The sequence below is a fragment of the Roseovarius sp. EL26 genome, assembly GCF_900327775.1.
Classification (GTDB): Bacteria; Pseudomonadota; Alphaproteobacteria; order Rhodobacterales; family Rhodobacteraceae; genus Roseovarius.
Genome location: NZ_OUMZ01000005.1, coordinates 232,409 through 249,216 on the forward strand (window position 1 = coordinate 232,409; position 16,808 = coordinate 249,216).

Annotated in this window: 12 protein-coding genes; 5 read left to right on the forward strand and 7 right to left on the reverse strand. The window is 55.0% G+C overall.

The window, feature by feature from the left end:
* Nucleotides 1–35 precede the first annotated feature (35 nt).
* Nucleotides 36–932, forward strand: a complete 897-nt coding sequence (locus D9A02_RS03035; RefSeq protein ID WP_120499493.1) for a nuclear transport factor 2 family protein — start codon at nt 36–38, stop codon at nt 930–932.
* Nucleotides 933–1,075: 143 nt separating this feature from the next.
* Here D9A02_RS03035 and D9A02_RS03040 read toward each other — a convergent pair whose 3' ends face one another.
* Complete coding sequence (locus tag D9A02_RS03040; RefSeq protein ID WP_120499494.1) at nt 1,076–2,416, reverse strand: UDP-glucose/GDP-mannose dehydrogenase family protein; 1,341 nt, start codon at nt 2,414–2,416, stop codon at nt 1,076–1,078.
* A 213-nt stretch (nt 2,417–2,629) separates the two neighbouring features.
* On the opposite strand from D9A02_RS03040, the gene glmM reads away from it, so the two are divergent.
* Together glmM and D9A02_RS03050 are read left to right on the forward strand one after the other, a co-directional pair.
* Nucleotides 2,630–3,970, forward strand: a complete 1,341-nt coding sequence (gene glmM / locus D9A02_RS03045) for a phosphoglucosamine mutase (RefSeq protein ID WP_120499495.1) — start codon at nt 2,630–2,632, stop codon at nt 3,968–3,970.
* Nucleotides 3,971–4,131: 161 nt separating this feature from the next.
* Nucleotides 4,132–5,571: a mannose-1-phosphate guanylyltransferase/mannose-6-phosphate isomerase gene (locus tag D9A02_RS03050; protein ID WP_120499496.1), complete on the forward strand. Its 1,440-nt coding sequence runs from the start codon at nt 4,132–4,134 to the stop codon at nt 5,569–5,571.
* Between the two features lie 25 nt (nt 5,572–5,596).
* Here D9A02_RS03050 and D9A02_RS03055 read toward each other — a convergent pair whose 3' ends face one another.
* Nucleotides 5,597–6,583, reverse strand: coding sequence for a DUF2793 domain-containing protein (locus D9A02_RS03055; protein WP_162932945.1), 987 nt, complete (start codon nt 6,581–6,583; stop codon nt 5,597–5,599).
* A gap of 199 nt (nt 6,584–6,782) precedes the next feature.
* On the opposite strand from D9A02_RS03055, the gene D9A02_RS03060 reads away from it, so the two are divergent.
* Both D9A02_RS03060 and D9A02_RS03065 read left to right on the forward strand, forming a co-directional pair.
* The gene (locus D9A02_RS03060; protein WP_162932946.1) at nt 6,783–10,010 is read left to right on the forward strand and encodes a calcium-binding protein; all 3,228 of its coding nucleotides are present in this window, start codon (nt 6,783–6,785) and stop codon (nt 10,008–10,010) included.
* 183 nt (nt 10,011–10,193) lie between these two features.
* Entirely contained in the window at nt 10,194–11,000 is an 807-nt protein-coding gene (locus D9A02_RS03065) for a mechanosensitive ion channel family protein (protein ID WP_120499499.1), read from the forward strand.
* Nucleotides 11,001–11,081: 81 nt separating this feature from the next.
* On the opposite strand, the gene D9A02_RS03070 is transcribed toward D9A02_RS03065, so the two are convergent.
* The 5 genes from D9A02_RS03070 to D9A02_RS03090 all read right to left on the reverse strand — a co-directional run bounded on the left by D9A02_RS03070 (nt 11,082) and on the right by D9A02_RS03090 (nt 16,634).
* Nucleotides 11,082–11,942 carry a D-amino-acid transaminase gene (locus D9A02_RS03070; protein WP_120499500.1) on the reverse strand — a complete coding sequence of 287 codons (861 nt, stop codon included), beginning with the start codon at nt 11,940–11,942 and terminating at the stop codon, nt 11,082–11,084.
* Between the two features lie 4 nt (nt 11,943–11,946).
* Entirely contained in the window at nt 11,947–12,912 is a 966-nt protein-coding gene (dgcA, locus tag D9A02_RS03075; protein ID WP_120499501.1) for an N-acetyl-D-Glu racemase DgcA, read from the reverse strand.
* A gap of 67 nt (nt 12,913–12,979) precedes the next feature.
* On the reverse strand, nt 12,980–13,981 hold the full coding sequence (dgcN, locus tag D9A02_RS03080; protein ID WP_120499502.1) for an N-acetyltransferase DgcN: 1,002 nt from the start codon (nt 13,979–13,981) through the stop codon (nt 12,980–12,982).
* A 137-nt stretch (nt 13,982–14,118) separates the two neighbouring features.
* Entirely contained in the window at nt 14,119–15,354 is a 1,236-nt protein-coding gene (locus D9A02_RS03085; protein ID WP_120499503.1) for an MFS transporter, read from the reverse strand.
* Nucleotides 15,351–16,634, reverse strand: coding sequence for an alkene reductase (locus tag D9A02_RS03090; RefSeq protein WP_120499504.1), 1,284 nt, complete (start codon nt 16,632–16,634; stop codon nt 15,351–15,353). Before D9A02_RS03090 ends, D9A02_RS03085 begins: the two co-directional genes overlap by 4 nt.
* Between the last annotated feature and the right edge of the window lie 174 nt (nt 16,635–16,808).

The window sequence follows — 16,808 nt, forward strand, 5'->3', positions numbered from 1 at the left end:
AAGTAGCGGGCAGACACATCACAGGAGACCTCCAAATGTCTGTCAAAAATACACTACAAGCTGCTGCAACCGGTATATTGCTTGTTCTTTCTATCCCTGCACTTGCAGATATGCGCACGATCGACGCCGAGACCCAGACCTCTATCAAGCTGGCAGAGGGATTTTACGAAGATGTTCTGGTTTATCGTAACCTCAACAACTTCAACAAATACATCGGCGATGTTTATACCCAGCACGCAACGGCTTATGGTGATGGCCCTGTCGCGCTGATCAAAGCTGTCGCAGGAGAACTGACGGCAGATCCGGACGTTCAAGTTGACCTTTACCGCACTATTGCCGAAGGCCCCTATGTGGCCATCCATTCAGTCTGGACCACCAGCGGCGGTGAGCAATATGTTTATGTCGACATCTGGCGCGCAGAAAATGGGCAATTGGTAGAGCACTGGGATCATTACCAACAGGTTCCCGGTGACGCAGCAAATGCAAATACCATGTTCCAGGGGCCCGCGGCGGATATCTACTCCTCGCAAGACAGTGAGCAGAACCGGGAACGCGCGATTGCGGTATTGAAGACCTTTGACAATCCGTCAGACACCTCGGCGGTTGAAAATTTCGTTTCTGCCGAGACATATATTCAGCACAATCCGTATGTGCCCGACGGGCGCGCACCTTTTTTGGGATATCTCAAAGAGCTCTCGGATAATGATGTTCGGTTGAAAACGGATATCGCGAAAACCATTGCAATGGGTGACTTCGTTCTTGTGCATTCCAAGCAAACCAAATTGGATGCAGATGGGGATTTGGATACTGGATATATGGATATTTTCCGTTTTAACGATGAAGGCCTGATCGTAGAGCATTGGGATGTCGAAGAAGTACAGACAGGTCAGTCCGCCAATTCAAATGATGTATTCGGCTACCCGAACGATTGATTTTGCAGCGGTAAAAGAGTTTACGATGATGGGAACGAAGCAACTGATTTTCTAAAAGTTGCTTCGCTTCGTATGACCAGATGTAATTTTTACCGCCGTGAACGCAGGCATAATTACAAGCGCATAAAACATAGCGTTAGATCTTAGTCCTTGATTGGCTCTGCGGCCTTGTTGTACCCGGTACGCCCGACGCTGTCGTACGCGTCAAATCCTGCGCGTTTTGCATCTGTCGGCGAATAGATATTGCGCAGGTCGGCCATACGCGGGGCCGCCATTTTGCGGGCGATGCGTTTTAGGTCCAGTGCGCGGAATTCATTCCATTCGGTCAAGATAACCATCAGGTCAGCGTTGTGAACGCATTTATAGGCATCCTCAGACCAGCTGACACCGGGCAACAGGGCCTCGCCCTCGTGTTTGCCCTGAGGGTCGCAGACGCGCACTTTGGCACCGCCTCCGACCAAGGCTGGTACGATGGTCAGGGACGGGGCGTCACGCATGTCATCGGTGTTCGGCTTAAAGGTTACGCCCAGTACACCGATGGTTTTGCCATTGAATGAGCCACCACACAGATCAAGCAGCTTGTCGATCATCCGGCGTTTCATTTCCTCGTTCACGGTGATCACTTTTTCAGTGATTTGCATCGGCAAGCCATGGTCTTGGCCGATCCGGGCGAGGGCCTTAGTGTCTTTCGGAAAGCAGCTGCCGCCATAGCCGGGTCCTGCGTGCAGGAACTTGTTGCCGATACGCCCATCTAGACCGATACCATGCGAAACCTGTTTTACATCCGCACCGGTGCGTTCACACAAAGCGGCGATCTCGTTGATGAATGTGATCTTGGTCGCCAGAAAGGCGTTTGCCGCGTATTTGATCATTTCAGCCGATTCCAGATCAGTGGTGATAATAGGAAAGTCACGCAGGTAAAGCGGGCGGTAGATGTCGGCCATGACCTCTGCTGCGCGCTCGGACTGGACGCCAACAACCACGCGGTCGGGTTTCATGAAGTCTTCGATTGCGGCGCCTTCGCGCAGGAATTCGGGGTTCGAGGCGACATCGAAATCTAGATCAGGATTGGCCTTTTTCACCACGTGTTTGACTTGTCGGTTGGTGCCAACAGGAACGGTGGATTTGGTCACGATCACCAGATAATCATTGGCTGTTTTTGCAATCTCTTCGGCGGCTGCCATGACGTAAGTCAGATCGGCGTGGCCATCGCCACGGCGTGTCGGTGTGCCGACAGCAATAAAGACGGCCTCGGCGTCTTGGACCGCGCTGGTCAGATCAGTGGTAAAGGACAGACGGCCTGCATCAACGTTCTTTTGCATCAGGGCATCGAGACCAGGCTCGTAGATGGGAACGACACCTGCCTGAAGTTGTTCAATCTTGTCGGCGTTTTTATCAACGCAGATTACATCATGCCCGAAATCTGAAAAGCAAACCCCGGAAACAAGGCCAACATAGCCAGTGCCGATCATCGCAATTTTCATGCCAATAATACCTTTAACCTTATAACACCTCTTCTATTGCCTCGCTCAAGCTGAGGCGTCAACAAGTCACTGCGCCATTTTTGCCCATCGCGCCCTTGCAGTCACAACACAATTGCGGCGCGTGGGGGTGCAAGGGATTGTACAAATGCAGCTAGGGCGGTTATTGGAAGAGCAACAGGAACTCCGACTAAGTTATTTTAAGGATGCGCATTCATGGCCGACAATCTTTTTGGCACGGATGGTGTACGCGGTCAGGCAAACCGCTGGCCGATGACCGCAGAAATGGCGCTAAAGCTGGGTGCTGCGGCTGGCCGGTATTTTCGTCGTGATCAGCATGAACACCGGGTTGTTATTGGCAAAGATACCCGCCTGTCAGGTTATATGATTGAATACGCGCTGACAGCCGGGTTTACCTCAACAGGGATGAACGTATTTTTGCTGGGGCCGGTGCCGACCCCGGCGGTGGGTTATTTGACCCATGGTTTGCGCGCGGACGTCGGTGTGATGATCTCCGCCAGCCACAATCCGGCGCAAGACAATGGGATCAAGTTTTTCGGCCCCGATGGGTATAAGCTTAGCGATGAAGCCGAAGCCGGCATTCAGGCCATTCTTGATGAAGGGCCGCGTCTCGCTATGCCCGAGAACATTGGCCGCGCCCGCCGTTTTGAGGATGCTCGGGGTCGTTATGTGGAATATGCTAAAACAACCTTTCCCAATCGCAAACGTTTGGATGGGCTGCGGATCGTGCTGGATTGCGCCAATGGCGCAGCTTACCGGACGGCACCAGCTGTTTTATGGGAGCTGGGGGCCGAGGTGATCCCAATCGGGGTCGAGCCAAATGGCTATAATATCAATCTGGAGTGTGGTTCTACTCATCCTGAGGCGGCGGCGCAGAAGGTATTGGAATCGCGTGCTGATATTGGAATCTGCCTTGATGGCGATGCTGATCGGGTTGTGATCGTGGATGAAAACGGTCAGGTCGCCGATGGCGATCAGATCATGGGGCTGATCGCGACACGCTGGGCACAAGATGGCCGATTGGCGGGGGATACGTTGGTGGCAACGGTAATGTCGAACCTTGGCTTGGAGCGACACCTGAATGCCAAAGGTATTGATCTCAAGCGTACCTCAGTGGGTGATCGTTATGTGGTTGAGGAAATGCGCTCAGGCGGTTTCAATCTGGGTGGAGAGCAATCTGGCCATATCGTGATGAGCGATCATTCGACAACCGGTGACGGCTTGATCGGGGCGTTACAATTTCTGGCCTGCATGGTTGAAACTGATAAAAAAGCCAGCGAGCTGGCGCGGGTATTCGAACCGGTGCCGCAAAAACTAATCAACGTGCGCTATGAAGCAGGGCAGGACCCTTTGGCTGCGGACGCTGTGCAACGGGCGATTGCGGATGGCGAAAAGGCGCTGGGCAGTGAGGGCCGGCTGTTGATCCGTAAATCCGGAACTGAGCCATTGATCCGGGTGATGGCCGAGGCGCTTGATCCGGTGTTAATGGACAAGGTACTGGACAAGGTCGTGTCAGAGGTCAAAACCGCGAGCTAAGGATGCCTGATTTTGAAGGGGCGGACACAAGTGCCTGAAAATGGTATGAAAGGTGTCATAGAATTGCACTTTTTATAGTGAAGAATGCAGCTTATTAGTGAACTGAAGCAGTTGGCCGGGAACGCCCGGATCATTGAAGGTAAGTCAGATTGGGTAAGGTCATGGTTCAAGCAATCACTCCGGTAATTCTGTGTGGCGGGTCTGGAACCCGGCTTTGGCCTCTGTCGCGCCGCAGCTACCCAAAGCAGTTTGTGCCGATGGTCGGGGATGGCAGCCTGTTTCAGCAATCAGCCCAACGTTGCCATGGGACAGGGTACAATGCACCTGTGGTGGTGACCAATTCTGATTTCCGTTTTATCGTGACGCAGCAACTGGCATCGGAAGGGATTGACCCGGGTGCGATCTTGATCGAGCCGGATGCCCGCAATACCGCACCGGCCCTGCTGGCGGCGGCGTTGGTGGTGGCAAAAGGTAATCCTGACGGGTTGATGCTTGCCGCGCCATCAGATCACTATATTGAACAGACAGACGTGTTTCGCCAGACTGTGGCTCGTGGTGCCGAAGCGGCGGCACAGGGACGGATCGTAACCTTTGGCATCGCGCCGGATCGTCCAGAAACCGGTTATGGATATCTGGAATTGGGCGAAATGGCAGATGATGCACCCGTGCACCCGCTGACGCGGTTTGTCGAAAAGCCGGATGAGGCGCGCGCGACCGAGATGCTTGCCGCTGGCAATTTCATGTGGAATTCAGGGATTTTCCTGTATTCCGCGAAAACGCTGATTGAAGCCTTTGAAGCGCATCAGCCCGAGATGCTGGTACATGTGCGCAAAGCTGTAGATGAGGCGCAGGCCGATTTGGGGTTTTTGCGGCTGGCGCCAGAGCCTTGGGGCGATGCTGAAGAGATTTCCATCGACTATGCGATCATGGAGAAAGTCGACAATCTATCGGTGGTGATCCACGACGGCGACTGGTCTGACCTGGGCGGCTGGGAAGCGGTGCGCCAGCACGGTAATGCCGATGAAAATGGTCTGGCAACATCCGGGCCGGTGACGGCGGTGGAGTGTTCCAACACGCTGTTGCGCTCAGAGTCGGATGCACAACAGCTGGTTGGTTTGGGACTGGATAATATTGTCGCCATCGCTATGCCTGATGCAGTGCTGGTCGCCGATCGTTCGCGAGTGCCGGATGTGGGCAAGGTTGTGAAGACTCTGCGTGCAGAAAACGTGGTGCAAGCTGATACGTTCCCGAAGGATCACCGGCCATGGGGCTTTTTTGAAACGCTGACCTTGGGCGAGCGGTTTCAGGTCAAACGTATCGTGGTCAACCCCGGTGCGGCGCTGAGCTTGCAAAGTCATGTTCACCGGGCTGAGCATTGGATAGTGGTCTCGGGCACGGCCCGTGTGACCATTGATGATGAGGTCAAGCTGATCACAGAAAACCAGTCGGTCTTTATCCCGTTGGGGGCCGTACACCGGATGGAAAACCCCGGCAAAGTTCCGATGGAGTTGATCGAGGTTCAGACAGGTAGCTATCTGGGCGAAGATGACATCATCCGCTACGAAGATGTCTATTCCCGTGGGCAAGGCGCCAAGGGATAAGCGTCGCTGCGGCGATAGCAGAGTACTATTTGCCCAACGTTGACAGGGTAAATGTCTGATCCGTACCAAGCCTGTTTTCGATATGCATGCGGGGGGTGGCCCCTCCTGTTTCGATGGCAAGGTTGATGGCAGCGGCTGGGCCTGTGGTGCCTGTCAGGGCCCCGGTTTGAAAGTTCAGGGTGCTGGCGGGGTTCACGAACATGGCCATAAAATTAGACGCCCCAGTCAGTGCGCCAGTCATGGAAAAAAGATAGCTGTGTCCGGGTAAATCTATGCCCAGCCAGAGCAGCATGCGTGCCGGATCTGACCACGGAATATCAAACGAATGAACGGTATCATTGGTGATGAACATGTCATCAAAATAGATTTGCCCTTGCGGTGTGTGCAGGGCGGCGGTGCCAGCTTGAACTGACAGTGCTGTTCGAAACGTGCTGCCATCGGCACTGGCTTTAATGGCAAAATCATCTGATCCGGTTGTGCCCATCTCGGCCCTGCCAGACCAACCTGTCTGGAACAGCAGGCTGTTTGTGTCGGTTGCACTTGCTTTGTTGATTTTGAGTTGGTGACCGTGACCGTCATGGGTCAGAAGCGTGGCCTCGGACGCGACGGCCAGCCGGTTTGTCGCATCAGATGTTGTGGCGATGCCAACCCCGGATAAGTTTTGTGTGGGCGCCTCTACAAGTGCCCAGGTAGTGCCATCGAAACGCAGCTGTGCCCCTGTGGCGATCACATCGGCACGCCAGCCATTTGATGGGGTGAAAAAATCCCAACCAGCAGCGCCAAAGACAGCAATGTCACCACCATGACCGGCCCAACCGCTGCTGCCGCTATCGGCCACAATGTGGCGTTCGCCCTGCGCTGGCGAGGCGGGCGGGGCGCTGTTTTCATATCCTAGAACACTCAGCTGCGTCACCGCGTCCAGAATGCGCAGAGCTTCGTTATGCGTGACATGCTTTTGTGATTGCGACGGTTGAATATACGGCAAGGAGAGCGCTGGAGATGATTGTGACATTGTGAACGACCTTTTGTGACGGGCTGACATGACCCTGTTTCCGAATGGTTAAGAAACGACGTGCATTGCGTTCGGTGTGCCGTGGTGGCGCTGTGCAATAGGGAAAAATTTGAATGATTTAGAGTTAAATTGTTCATCTTTTGTTCACGTCAATCTGTCAGCGTCTTTCAATCAAATAGATGAGCAGAAGGAGGCCGATGTGCCGCGCACAGAGATAACTGTGGTTGGGCATGTACCCGGGGCGGAAGAGGCTGGGTTAATCGGCATCACAGATCTGAGTGTGCTGGATAGTTCAACAGGTAAAATGCTCATCACGACAACCCGCGGTGGCGGACAGTTGGTGCGCTATCAGATAGATCCTGTGACGGGGATCGCAACATATTTTGACCATCTGGATCTTGAGCTTAGCTGGCTGCAACTAGAACAGGTTGACCTAATTCATCGCTCTGGTCCATCAGGGGGTGAACTTTTGCTGATCGGGATGAATGGGGCTCAGATCAGGTCGCTTTTTGATGGTGGTACGCAATTCACTGCGCGTGGGCTTAGTGGTGAAGACCCGTACAATCTGATGGAGTTGGAGATTTTTGACAGCGGTGCGTCTGATGTTGCGATCGGGGCGCTGCGCACCGGGGGATTGGTGCAGCTGGAATTTGATGCTGCAGGAAACCTGATAGCTACGGCGCTTCCCATTGCATCAAATCTGCAAAAGGATCGGGTTTCTGACTTGCTTTCTTTACGCGTTGGCGGGACGGACTATGCCATTGCAAGCTGGTTGACAGAAGAAACCATAGGGGTATTTCGCAAAAATCCAGATGGTAGCTTGGATCACGTGGATTACCTCGTGCCGGATACCGATCTGTTTACTGTCACTACAATTGAGGCGATTGCAGGTGTTCAGGTTGCAGGCCACACTTATGTTGTTGTGGCTGCGTCTGGCAGTGGGTCTTTGACCGTGTTGAGGTTGCTGCCCGATGGGCAGCTTCAGGTGGTGGATCACATCCTGGATAATCGAGAAACCCGCTTTGATGATGCCAAATTCATCGAGGTGTTGCAGATGAATGGGCAAAATTTTGTTTTGGTTGCTGGCAATGATAACGGCCTGAGCCTGTTGACGGTTTTGCCTGATGGTCGCTTGCACCATCTCGAGAGCTTTGCAGGCACGGCTGAGGTCCCGTTGCATGGGATCAGCAATGTAGAGATGACACTACATAACAGCACCTTAAATATATGGGTTTCGACAGAGTCCGCCCCTTACCTTGTGGCATTTCAGGTGGCGCTGTCCCTGGTCGAAACTATCCGCATGGCGGCCGGGTCTGGCGGTGTTCTACTTGGCGGAAATGGTGATGATATATTGTCTGGACTGGGGGGCGCAGAACGGATTGAGGGGGGCAATGGTGATGACATCATCCTTGACGGTGGCGGGGCGGATACACTGATCGGTGGGGCCGGTGCTGATGCATTTATTTTTACAGCAGATGGTGAGGTGGATCAGATTGATGACTTTGACCCCGCTCATGATCTCATTGATTTGACGGGGCTTGGCGTGCATTGGAGTTATGCAGCGCTTGTGATGCTCCAGCGGGACTGGGGGGTCGAGTTGAGGTACGCGCAGGAACATTTTGAACTGCGTGGCATTGGCTCAGACCGTTTGAATTCAAGTGATCTAACGCAGAGTAACTTTATCTCTACTGACCGCGTCAGTGGAGCCGTTTTGAATCCTACAGCACAGATTACCAGCATGACGGGCACCGATAGGAGTGAGCGGATTTTGGGTGCCGATTCAGCTGATTTTATCTCTGGTTTGGCGGGTCATGATAGCCTGTACGGTGAAGCAGGTTACGACACGTTGCTGGGCGGTCTTGGTCAGGATAAGTTGTATGGTGGTGGGGGTAATGACCACCTTGATGGCGGCGCAGGTCACGGCCAGTTGCATGGCGCAGATGGCAATGACACGCTGATCGGCGGTGACGATGTTGACTGGCTGTACGGCGGTGCAGGCCACGACAGCATGACCGGGGCAGGCGGCGACGACTGGTTCACCGGCGATGATGGCAACGACACGATCTCGGGCGGTGCGGGTTATGACCGGCTGTATGGTGGCGATGGCGATGACCACCTTGATGGCGGTGCGGGCCACGGTCGGCTGTATGCCGGAGACGGCGATGACACGCTGATCGGCGGTGACGATGTTGACTGGCTGTACGGTGGCGCAGGCCACGACAGCATGACCGGGGCAGGCGGCGACGATTGGTTTACCGGTGAAGCGGGCAACGACACAATCTCGGGCGGTGCGGGTTATGATCGGCTGTATGGTGGCGATGGCGATGACCACCTTGATGGCGGTGCGGGCCACGGTCGGCTGTATGCCGGAGACGGCGATGACACGCTGATCGGCGGTGACGATGTTGACTGGCTGTACGGTGGTGCGGGCAACGACAGCATGACCGGGGCAGGCGGCGATGACTGGTTTACCGGCGAAGCGGGCAACGACACGATCTCGGGCGGTGCAGGCTATGACCGGCTGTATGGTGGCGATGGCGATGACCACCTTGATGGCGGTGCGGGTCACGGCCGGCTGTATGCCGGAGACGGCGATGACACGCTGATCGGCGGTGACGATGTTGACTGGCTGTACGGTGGCGCAGGCCACGACAGCATGACCGGGGCAGGCGGCGACGATTGGTTTACCGGCGAAGCGGGCAACGACACGATCTCGGGCGGTGCGGGTTATGACCGGCTGTATGGTGGCGATGGCGATGACCACCTTGATGGCGGTGCGGGTCACGGCCGGCTGTATGCCGGAGACGGCGATGACACGCTGATCGGCGGTGACGATGTTGACTGGCTGTACGGTGGCGCAGGCCACGACAGCATGACCGGCGCAGGCGGCGACGACTGGTTCACCGGCGAAGCGGGCAACGACACGATCTCGGGCGGTGTGGGCTATGATCGGCTGTATGGTGGCGATGGCGATGACCACCTTGATGGCGGTGCGGGCCACGGTCGGCTGTATGCTGGAGACGGCGATGACACGCTGATCGGCGGTGACGATGTTGACTGGCTGTACGGCGGTGCGGGCAACGACAGCATGACCGGCGCAGGCGGCGACGACTGGTTCAGAGGTGATGCTGGCAACGACACGCTGAATGGTGGCGCTGGTGATGATACGTTGATCGGATCGAGCGGCGCGGATACCTTTGTGTTTGCCGACGGGCATGGCCATGATGTGGTAACGGATTTTGCTGCGAGCAGTGCGCTGGAAAAAATCGACCTGAGCGGTGTGAGCGCGCTAAGCGGCATTGGCGGGGTCCACGACGCAGCCAGCCAAGAGGGCCGCAATGTGTTGATCAACACTGGCGATGACACCTCCATCCTCCTCCAAAACACGACCCTCGCACAGCTCGATACAACAGACTTTATCTTCTGATCCGGAAAGGGGGGGGCGAAGGTGTTTCATTTTCCCCCACACCGAACAGGGAAATCGGCTGGCGCAACGGCGATATAATTTCGTATAGAGCTTTTGAATGCGCTCCGAAGCTTTGAAAAGCCTTCGGTGCGTTGAACATCAAGGGTGCCGACCGCACCGCGTATTCGAATCGGAGAGATCGAAATGGAAGGGATAATCGAAAGTCTGGGGAGCTTCTTGCCGCTAGTTGTCAATGTTGGCAAAGCGCTATTGATCCTCGTGGTCGGTTGGAGCTTGGCTGGTATGATCAGCGGTATGGTCCGCCGCCGTATCCAGAAGAACGAAAATATCGACAAAACACTGGGTAATTTCGTCGCCAGCATCATCAAATGGGTGATCCTGCTGATGGTTCTTGCCGCTGTTTTGGCCGTGTTTGGAATTCAGACCACAAGCATTGTTGCCATGCTGAGCGCTGCGACATTGGCAATTGGTCTTGCCCTGCAGGGCACATTGAGCGATCTGGCATCGGGCTTCATGCTGATCCTGTTCCGCCCATACAAGATCGACCAATATGTTGATATTGGCGGGACGGCCGGAACCGTGGTGGATATCAATCTGTTTGTGACCGAACTGGTTACGGTTGATAACGTACAGATCATCATTCCTAATGGTCAGGCTTGGGGCGCAACGATTTCCAACTACTCGCATCATGCGACACGCCGTCTAGACCTGACATTTGGCATTGATTATGGCGATGACGCCGAAAAGGCGATGCAAATCATTCTGGATGTGGCTGGCAAAGATGCACGTGTTCTTACAGGTCCAGAACCATGGGTGCGTGTCACCAATTTGGGCGACAGCTCGGTCGATCTGACGGCGCGCTTGTGGTGTGATGGCGCGGATTATTGGGAGCTCAAGTTTGAGATGACCAAAGCTGTGAAAGAAGCCTTCGACAAGGGCGGTGTCACAATCCCTTACCCACATTCAGTGGAAATTCAGAAGGCGGGTTAATCATACCCCTGAGTTTTAGACAAAAAACAGCCGCCCAAAGGGGCGGCTGTTTTCATTTGATCCGTGTATTTGGTCCGCGTATCAGATTGCCGTTTTCAGGCTTTCATCGAGATAGATCTCACGCAGGCGGCGGGCAACTGGGCCGGGGGTGCCATCGCCGAGTGCGATGCCGTCAATCTCCACCACTGGCATGACAAAAGCACTGGCGGATGTGGTAAAGGCCTCGTCCGCTTCTTTCGCTTCATCGATGGTGAACAGACGTTCTTCGATCTCCATCTGCGACTCGGCGGCCAGACGCAATACAGCCTTGCGGGTGATCCCGTGTAGGATGTTGTTGGACAGTGGACGGGTGACGATTTTACCGTCCTTGATGAAATAGGCGTTGTTCGAGGTGCCCTCGGTCACATAGCCATCTTCGATCATCCAGGCATCATCACATCCGGCGGCCTTGGCCATCATCTTGCCCATGGAAGGGTAAAGCAGCTGTACGGTTTTGATGTCACGGCGGCCCCAGCGGATGTCTTCGATCGAGATGATCTTGGCACCCTGCTTTGCGGCAGGGTTGTCGGCGAGGCCGGGTTTGTTCTGGGTGAATAAAACAATGGTTGGCTTCGTTGTGGCGGGATCTGGAAAGGCAAAATCACGATCGCCATCACTGCCACGGGTGACCTGCAGGTAGACAAGCCCTTCGTCGATCTCGTTGATTCGAACGAGTTCACGATGGATCTCTAGCAACTCTTCCTTACTGCAAGCCGCTTGCATGTCGAGCTCGTCCAGAGAGCGTTGCAGGCGTACGGCATGGCCTTCAAAGTCGATCAGCTTGCCGCCCAGAACGCTGGTGACCTCATAAACGCCATCGGCCATAAGGAAGCCACGATCAAAGATCGAGATCTTGGCCTCAGTTTCGGGCAGGTATTCGCCATTTACATAGACAGTGCGCATTTCGTCATCCCCACAGTTCTGGCAGGGGTGGATAAACCCCGGCGTCATCAAATTTCAAAGCGTTGTCTCGGTCTTCGGCCAACAAGAGCGGCCCGTCAAGATCTGTGATCATCGCGCCTTGGGCCACCAGTGTCGCCGGCGCCATGGCCAGAGAGCTGCCAACCATGCAACCAACCATGACTTTGTAGCCTTCGGCCAAAGCCGCACGGCGCAATTCCAATGCTTCGGTCAAGCCGCCGGTTTTATCCAGCTTGATGTTCACCACATCATATTTGCCCTTGAGATTGAGCAGGCTGCGGCGGTCATGGCAGCTTTCGTCGGCGCAAACGGGCACGGGTCGTTCCATTCCGATTAACGCCTCGTCTTCGCCAGCGGGCAGAGGCTGTTCAACCAAGGCGACACCCAAACGTACTAGATGCGGCGCAAGATCAGCGTAGACAGCGGCGCTCCACCCTTCGTTGGCATCGACAATGATGGTTGATTTGGGCGCACCTGCGCGCACCGCCTCAAGTCGGGGCATGTCATCTGGTGTACCCAACTTGATTTTTAATAGCGGGCGAAAGGCGTTTTCAGCGGCCTGTGCCTGCATCTTTTCGGGTGTGTCGAGAGAAAGCGTATAAGCGGTAATTTCTGGGCCGGGGGCGGCGATCTCTGCCATCTCCCATGCACGCTTACCGGCTTGTTTGGCCTCAAGATCCCAAAGCGCACAGTCAACTGCATTGCGCGCAGCACCGGCGGGCAGCAGATCGTAAAGAGCGTTGCGCGTTATTTCTTGGGGCAGAGCTGCAATCTCGGCTTCGACACTGTCGAGTGTCTCATTGTAACGAGCGTAAGGTACACATTCGCCCCACCCACTGTACGCGCCATCAGTGACCTGAACGGTGAGAACTTTGGCTTCGGTTCGCGAACCGCGGCTGATGGTGAAAACCTGTGCAAGCTTGAATGTGTCGCGGGTGACAGAAATCTGCATGCGCTGTCCTTATATAGTCAGGTGGCATTTGCCGGAGGGCGTGCGCACCCCGGCAAATGCCGTCAGATCACATTGCGGCCAGCGCGTCCACCAGCTTGGTCGAGCCGAAACGATACGGGTCTGTCGCGGGCAGGCCCATTTGTGCCTCAACTTCGCTCAGATAGCTGTGCGCATCGTCTTCTGACATATGCTGTGTGTTGACCGAAATGCCGACCACCTGACAGTTAGGGTTGGCAACCTGTGCGATGGGCAGCGCGGTGTCACGCAGTTTTTCCAAGCTAGGAAGTGAGTATCCCGGCAGGCCGCGCATGTGGTCGCGCGTTGGTTCGTGGCAGAGGATCAGCGCATCGGGTTGGCCGCCGTGGATCAACGCCATGGTCACACCAGAGTAAGAGACGTGAAACAGGCTGCCCTGACCTTCGATCATATCCCAGTGGTCATCATCATTGTCGGGGGTCAGATACTCAATGGATCCTGCCATGAAGTCGGCAATAACTGCGTCGAGTGGCACACCGTGGCCGGTGATAAGGATGCCGGTCTGGCCTGTTGCACGGAAAGTGGCCTTTATGCCGCGTGCGGTCATTTCACGCTCCATCGCCATGGCGGTATACATCTTGCCAACGGAACAGTCGGTGCCAACAGCGAGACAGCGCTTGCCGCTGCGTTTGACACCGTTTGCAATCGGATAACCAACGGTTGGCACGCGGACGTCGTGCAGGGTACCACCAAAGGTCTGCGCAGCTGCAACCAGATCGCCCTCGTCGCGCAGCAGGTTGTGAAGGCCAGATGCCAGATCGAAGCCCATCTCCAGCGCCTCAACCAAGACGTCTTTCCATGCTTGGCTGATGACGCCACCGCGATTGGCTACGCCAATGACGATGGTTTTGACACCAGCCTCACGTGCTTCTGTCAAAGACATGTCCTTTAGGCCCAGATCCGCGCCACAACCGGGCAGGCGGATCTGACCAAGGGCGTTTTCTGGGCGCCAGTCGCGAATGCCGATAGCCACTTTGGCAGCCAACATGTCGGGCGCATCGCCCAGGAAAAGCAGATAAGGTGTTTCAATCATGGCGCATATCCCATCCCAGAATTCGAATCTATGGTATTTTCATAAGAATTTCACGCGATATGTTATCGATTTGACGCGAGATTCTGGAATGGTTCGAATATATGCCGATTATTTTCCTATATATTCGAAGATCCTTCTTATGTTTCGGTTTCCTCCGCGGCCATTGCTTCAGCTTGAAGCATCCCGGGTTGGGCCATGCCGAGAACACCGGTTGGTTGCACCTCACCTGTATCTTCAGGAGCTTCGGTACTGACACGTCTGGCGATCGCAATCAAAGCGACACCTACGCCGATCACAGCGATCATAATTTGCAGACCTCGCCCGTCTGCCATTTGCGTGGCATTGGGGCCAAGCAACATGCCAAAAACCTGACCCAATTGCAGCAAAAAGACCATCGTACCACTCGCCGGCACAATTTGCCCCGCGCTCAGTTGATCGTTCGCGTGCGCTGCAAGGATCGAATAAACCGGGAGGGTTGAGGCTGCTATGATCGCGAAACCAAAGACGATATGGGAGGGCGATGTGTCCACCACCATCCAAAGGGCTGCGATGGCTGAGATGCCGCCCAAAGCGATCACCACATAACGCCGGTCAGTGTTGTCCGAGATCCATCCTAACGGATATTGAACAACGGCTGCTGCGATCATCGCGATCACCAGTGCGCCAGAAGCCCGCGCATCACTGAAACCGTTTTGCAGACCATATAGAGGTAAGGCAATAAACCACGCCGAAACACCCGCGCTCATTAGTACGATACCGGTCACAGCCATGGGGGACACTTTATAAAGTTTGCCGACGGACATGCGTTCTGGTGCGGAATATTCGGGGGCTTTGTTGTTGGACAAAAGCAACGGCACAATCGCCATAGAGATTAAGATTGAGACAATCCCAAAGAGCAGGCTGCCACTGGGGTCAGGCAGGCCCACCATCGCGGTGCCAAGGGCTGGGCCCGCAAGCTGGATGATGAAATAAATTGACAGCACTTGTGCCCGGATCCGGTTTTCCGATTTGGCATTCAACCAGCTTTCCGTCACCACATAGAGGCCGGGAAAGCAGAAGCCTGCAAAAAAGCGCATCAAGCTCCAGCTGATCGGATCGCTGGTGAGCAAGTGAACAATGGCCGAGACGGAGACCATGGAGGCCAGCGCGGAAAACACCCTGATATGACCGACCTTTTCGACCCAAAGCGGTGCAATGATTGTGCCCAGCAAAGCGCCCAGCGGATAGCAAGCCTGCATCAAGGAAATGGTGAATTCACTGAACCCAAGATCATTGCCCCGGATGGTTAGCAATGTGACCAACAGACCGTTGGCCACCATCAACATCAGCATGCCCAGAAACAGGGCCCAGTTTTCAAATAATGCACGCTTCATGGTGTTCTCTTTTTTCGGGTTGCGAGGGTTGCGCCGATCTGGGTCTGGTTCATCTGCTGAAACCGGCCCCGCGGCTGTGAGATGGTTGGATAATCGGTGTAGCCTTCAGCGCCGGCACCGTAAAAGGTTGTGCGCTCATAGATATTAAGTGGTGTGTTTTGCCGGATACGATCGGGCAGATCGGGATTGGCAAGAAACCAGCGGCCAAAGGCGATCAGATCATATGCGCCGTCTTGAACTGCCTGTGCCGCCGTTGTGGGGGTGAAGCCGCCAGCCCCTATCAATGTACCCTTGTACAGGTCTCGGTAGGGTCGGTTGGATAAGGGGTGCTGGTACGCGCGTTCTTCTTCGGCTTTGTCGTTCAGCCCGCCGACGCGCGGCTCGGTCAGCATGAGGTAGGCCAGTGGATAGTCATTTAATCCCACGACCGCAGCAGAATAGAGTGCGTCTGGGTCGCTATCTCGGACGCCAAAATAGACCTGTTTAGATTGGCCGGTATTGGGATCTATATGAGTTGGAGACAGACGCACACCTACCCGATCACGGCCCATCACATCGGTCAGTGTCTGAATGATCTCAAACAACAGACGGCAGCGGTTTTCGATGGAACCACCGTAGCAGTCAGTGCGTTGGTTAACGCCGTTGTTCAAAAACTGCTCAACCAGATAGCCATGCGCGGCGTGTAATTCAATTCCATCAAATCCGGCCTCTATCGCGTTGCGGGCTGCATGTGCATAGTCTTGAATGACACGCTGGATTTCACTTTCCGGCAAAGCCCGTGGGGGAGTGGCCCCCTGATCCCAATTGTATTGATTGCCTTCTTCGGTGCTAGATTTGATTTCTGTCGCAGAGGATGACACCGGCGGCAGGGGCGCATCGGTTCCAGCCACCAAAGGGTGCTTGCCTATCTCTGGCTGCGCCACCCGGCCTGTATGCAAAAGCTGGCAGAAAATGCGCCCGCCTCGGGCATGAACCCCATCAACGACGGTTTTCCACGCCTGTACCTGCGCTTTCGTCCAAATGCCGGGCACATGGCCACCCACGTCTGCCACGCGCGGATAGATTGACCAGACCGGCGTGGCCTCGGGCGAGATGTGAACCGCCTCTGTAATCAACAGCCCGCCTTGGCTGGCGCGTTGTGCGTAGTAGAGCGTCGTTAGGTCGGTCGGAGCGAGCGTCGCCTCATCCGCGCGAATGCGGGTCATCGGCGCCAGAACCATGCGGTGGTTCAACGCGATCTTGCCGATTGTGATCGGTTTGAACAAATGGGTTGTACTCATAACTTAAGGCGTCTCAGAAAATCATCTTGTTGACGCTTCTGTTTCCGACATGGCAGTCGTATCCGGGCTATCTTGTACAGATGTTAGTTTGCAGGGAATGCGTCGAGCGTCACGGTAAAATGCTGCAAGTGCAAAATAACCTTGCTCAGGTTCGCGTAATTTCATATCGATAGC

Bases quoted from the DNA above. Each gene is read 5' to 3' on its own strand.
- D9A02_RS03035 (WP_120499493.1), top strand. From the start codon at position 36: ATGTCTGTCAAAAATACACTACAAGCTGCTGCAACCGGTATATTGCTT.
- D9A02_RS03040 (WP_120499494.1), bottom strand. From the start codon at position 2,416: ATGAAAATTGCGATGATCGGCACTGGCTATGTTGGCCTTGTTTCCGGG.
- glmM (WP_120499495.1), top strand. From the start codon at position 2,630: ATGGCCGACAATCTTTTTGGCACGGATGGTGTACGCGGTCAGGCAAAC.
- D9A02_RS03050 (WP_120499496.1), top strand. From the start codon at position 4,132: ATGGTTCAAGCAATCACTCCGGTAATTCTGTGTGGCGGGTCTGGAACC.
- D9A02_RS03055 (WP_162932945.1), bottom strand. From the start codon at position 6,583: ATGTCACAATCATCTCCAGCGCTCTCCTTGCCGTATATTCAACCGTCG.
- D9A02_RS03065 (WP_120499499.1), top strand. From the start codon at position 10,194: ATGGAAGGGATAATCGAAAGTCTGGGGAGCTTCTTGCCGCTAGTTGTC.
- D9A02_RS03070 (WP_120499500.1), bottom strand. From the start codon at position 11,942: ATGCGCACTGTCTATGTAAATGGCGAATACCTGCCCGAAACTGAGGCC.
- dgcA (WP_120499501.1), bottom strand. From the start codon at position 12,912: ATGCAGATTTCTGTCACCCGCGACACATTCAAGCTTGCACAGGTTTTC.
- dgcN (WP_120499502.1), bottom strand. From the start codon at position 13,981: ATGATTGAAACACCTTATCTGCTTTTCCTGGGCGATGCGCCCGACATG.
- D9A02_RS03085 (WP_120499503.1), bottom strand. From the start codon at position 15,354: ATGAAGCGTGCATTATTTGAAAACTGGGCCCTGTTTCTGGGCATGCTG.
- D9A02_RS03090 (WP_120499504.1), bottom strand. From the start codon at position 16,634: ATGAGTACAACCCATTTGTTCAAACCGATCACAATCGGCAAGATCGCG.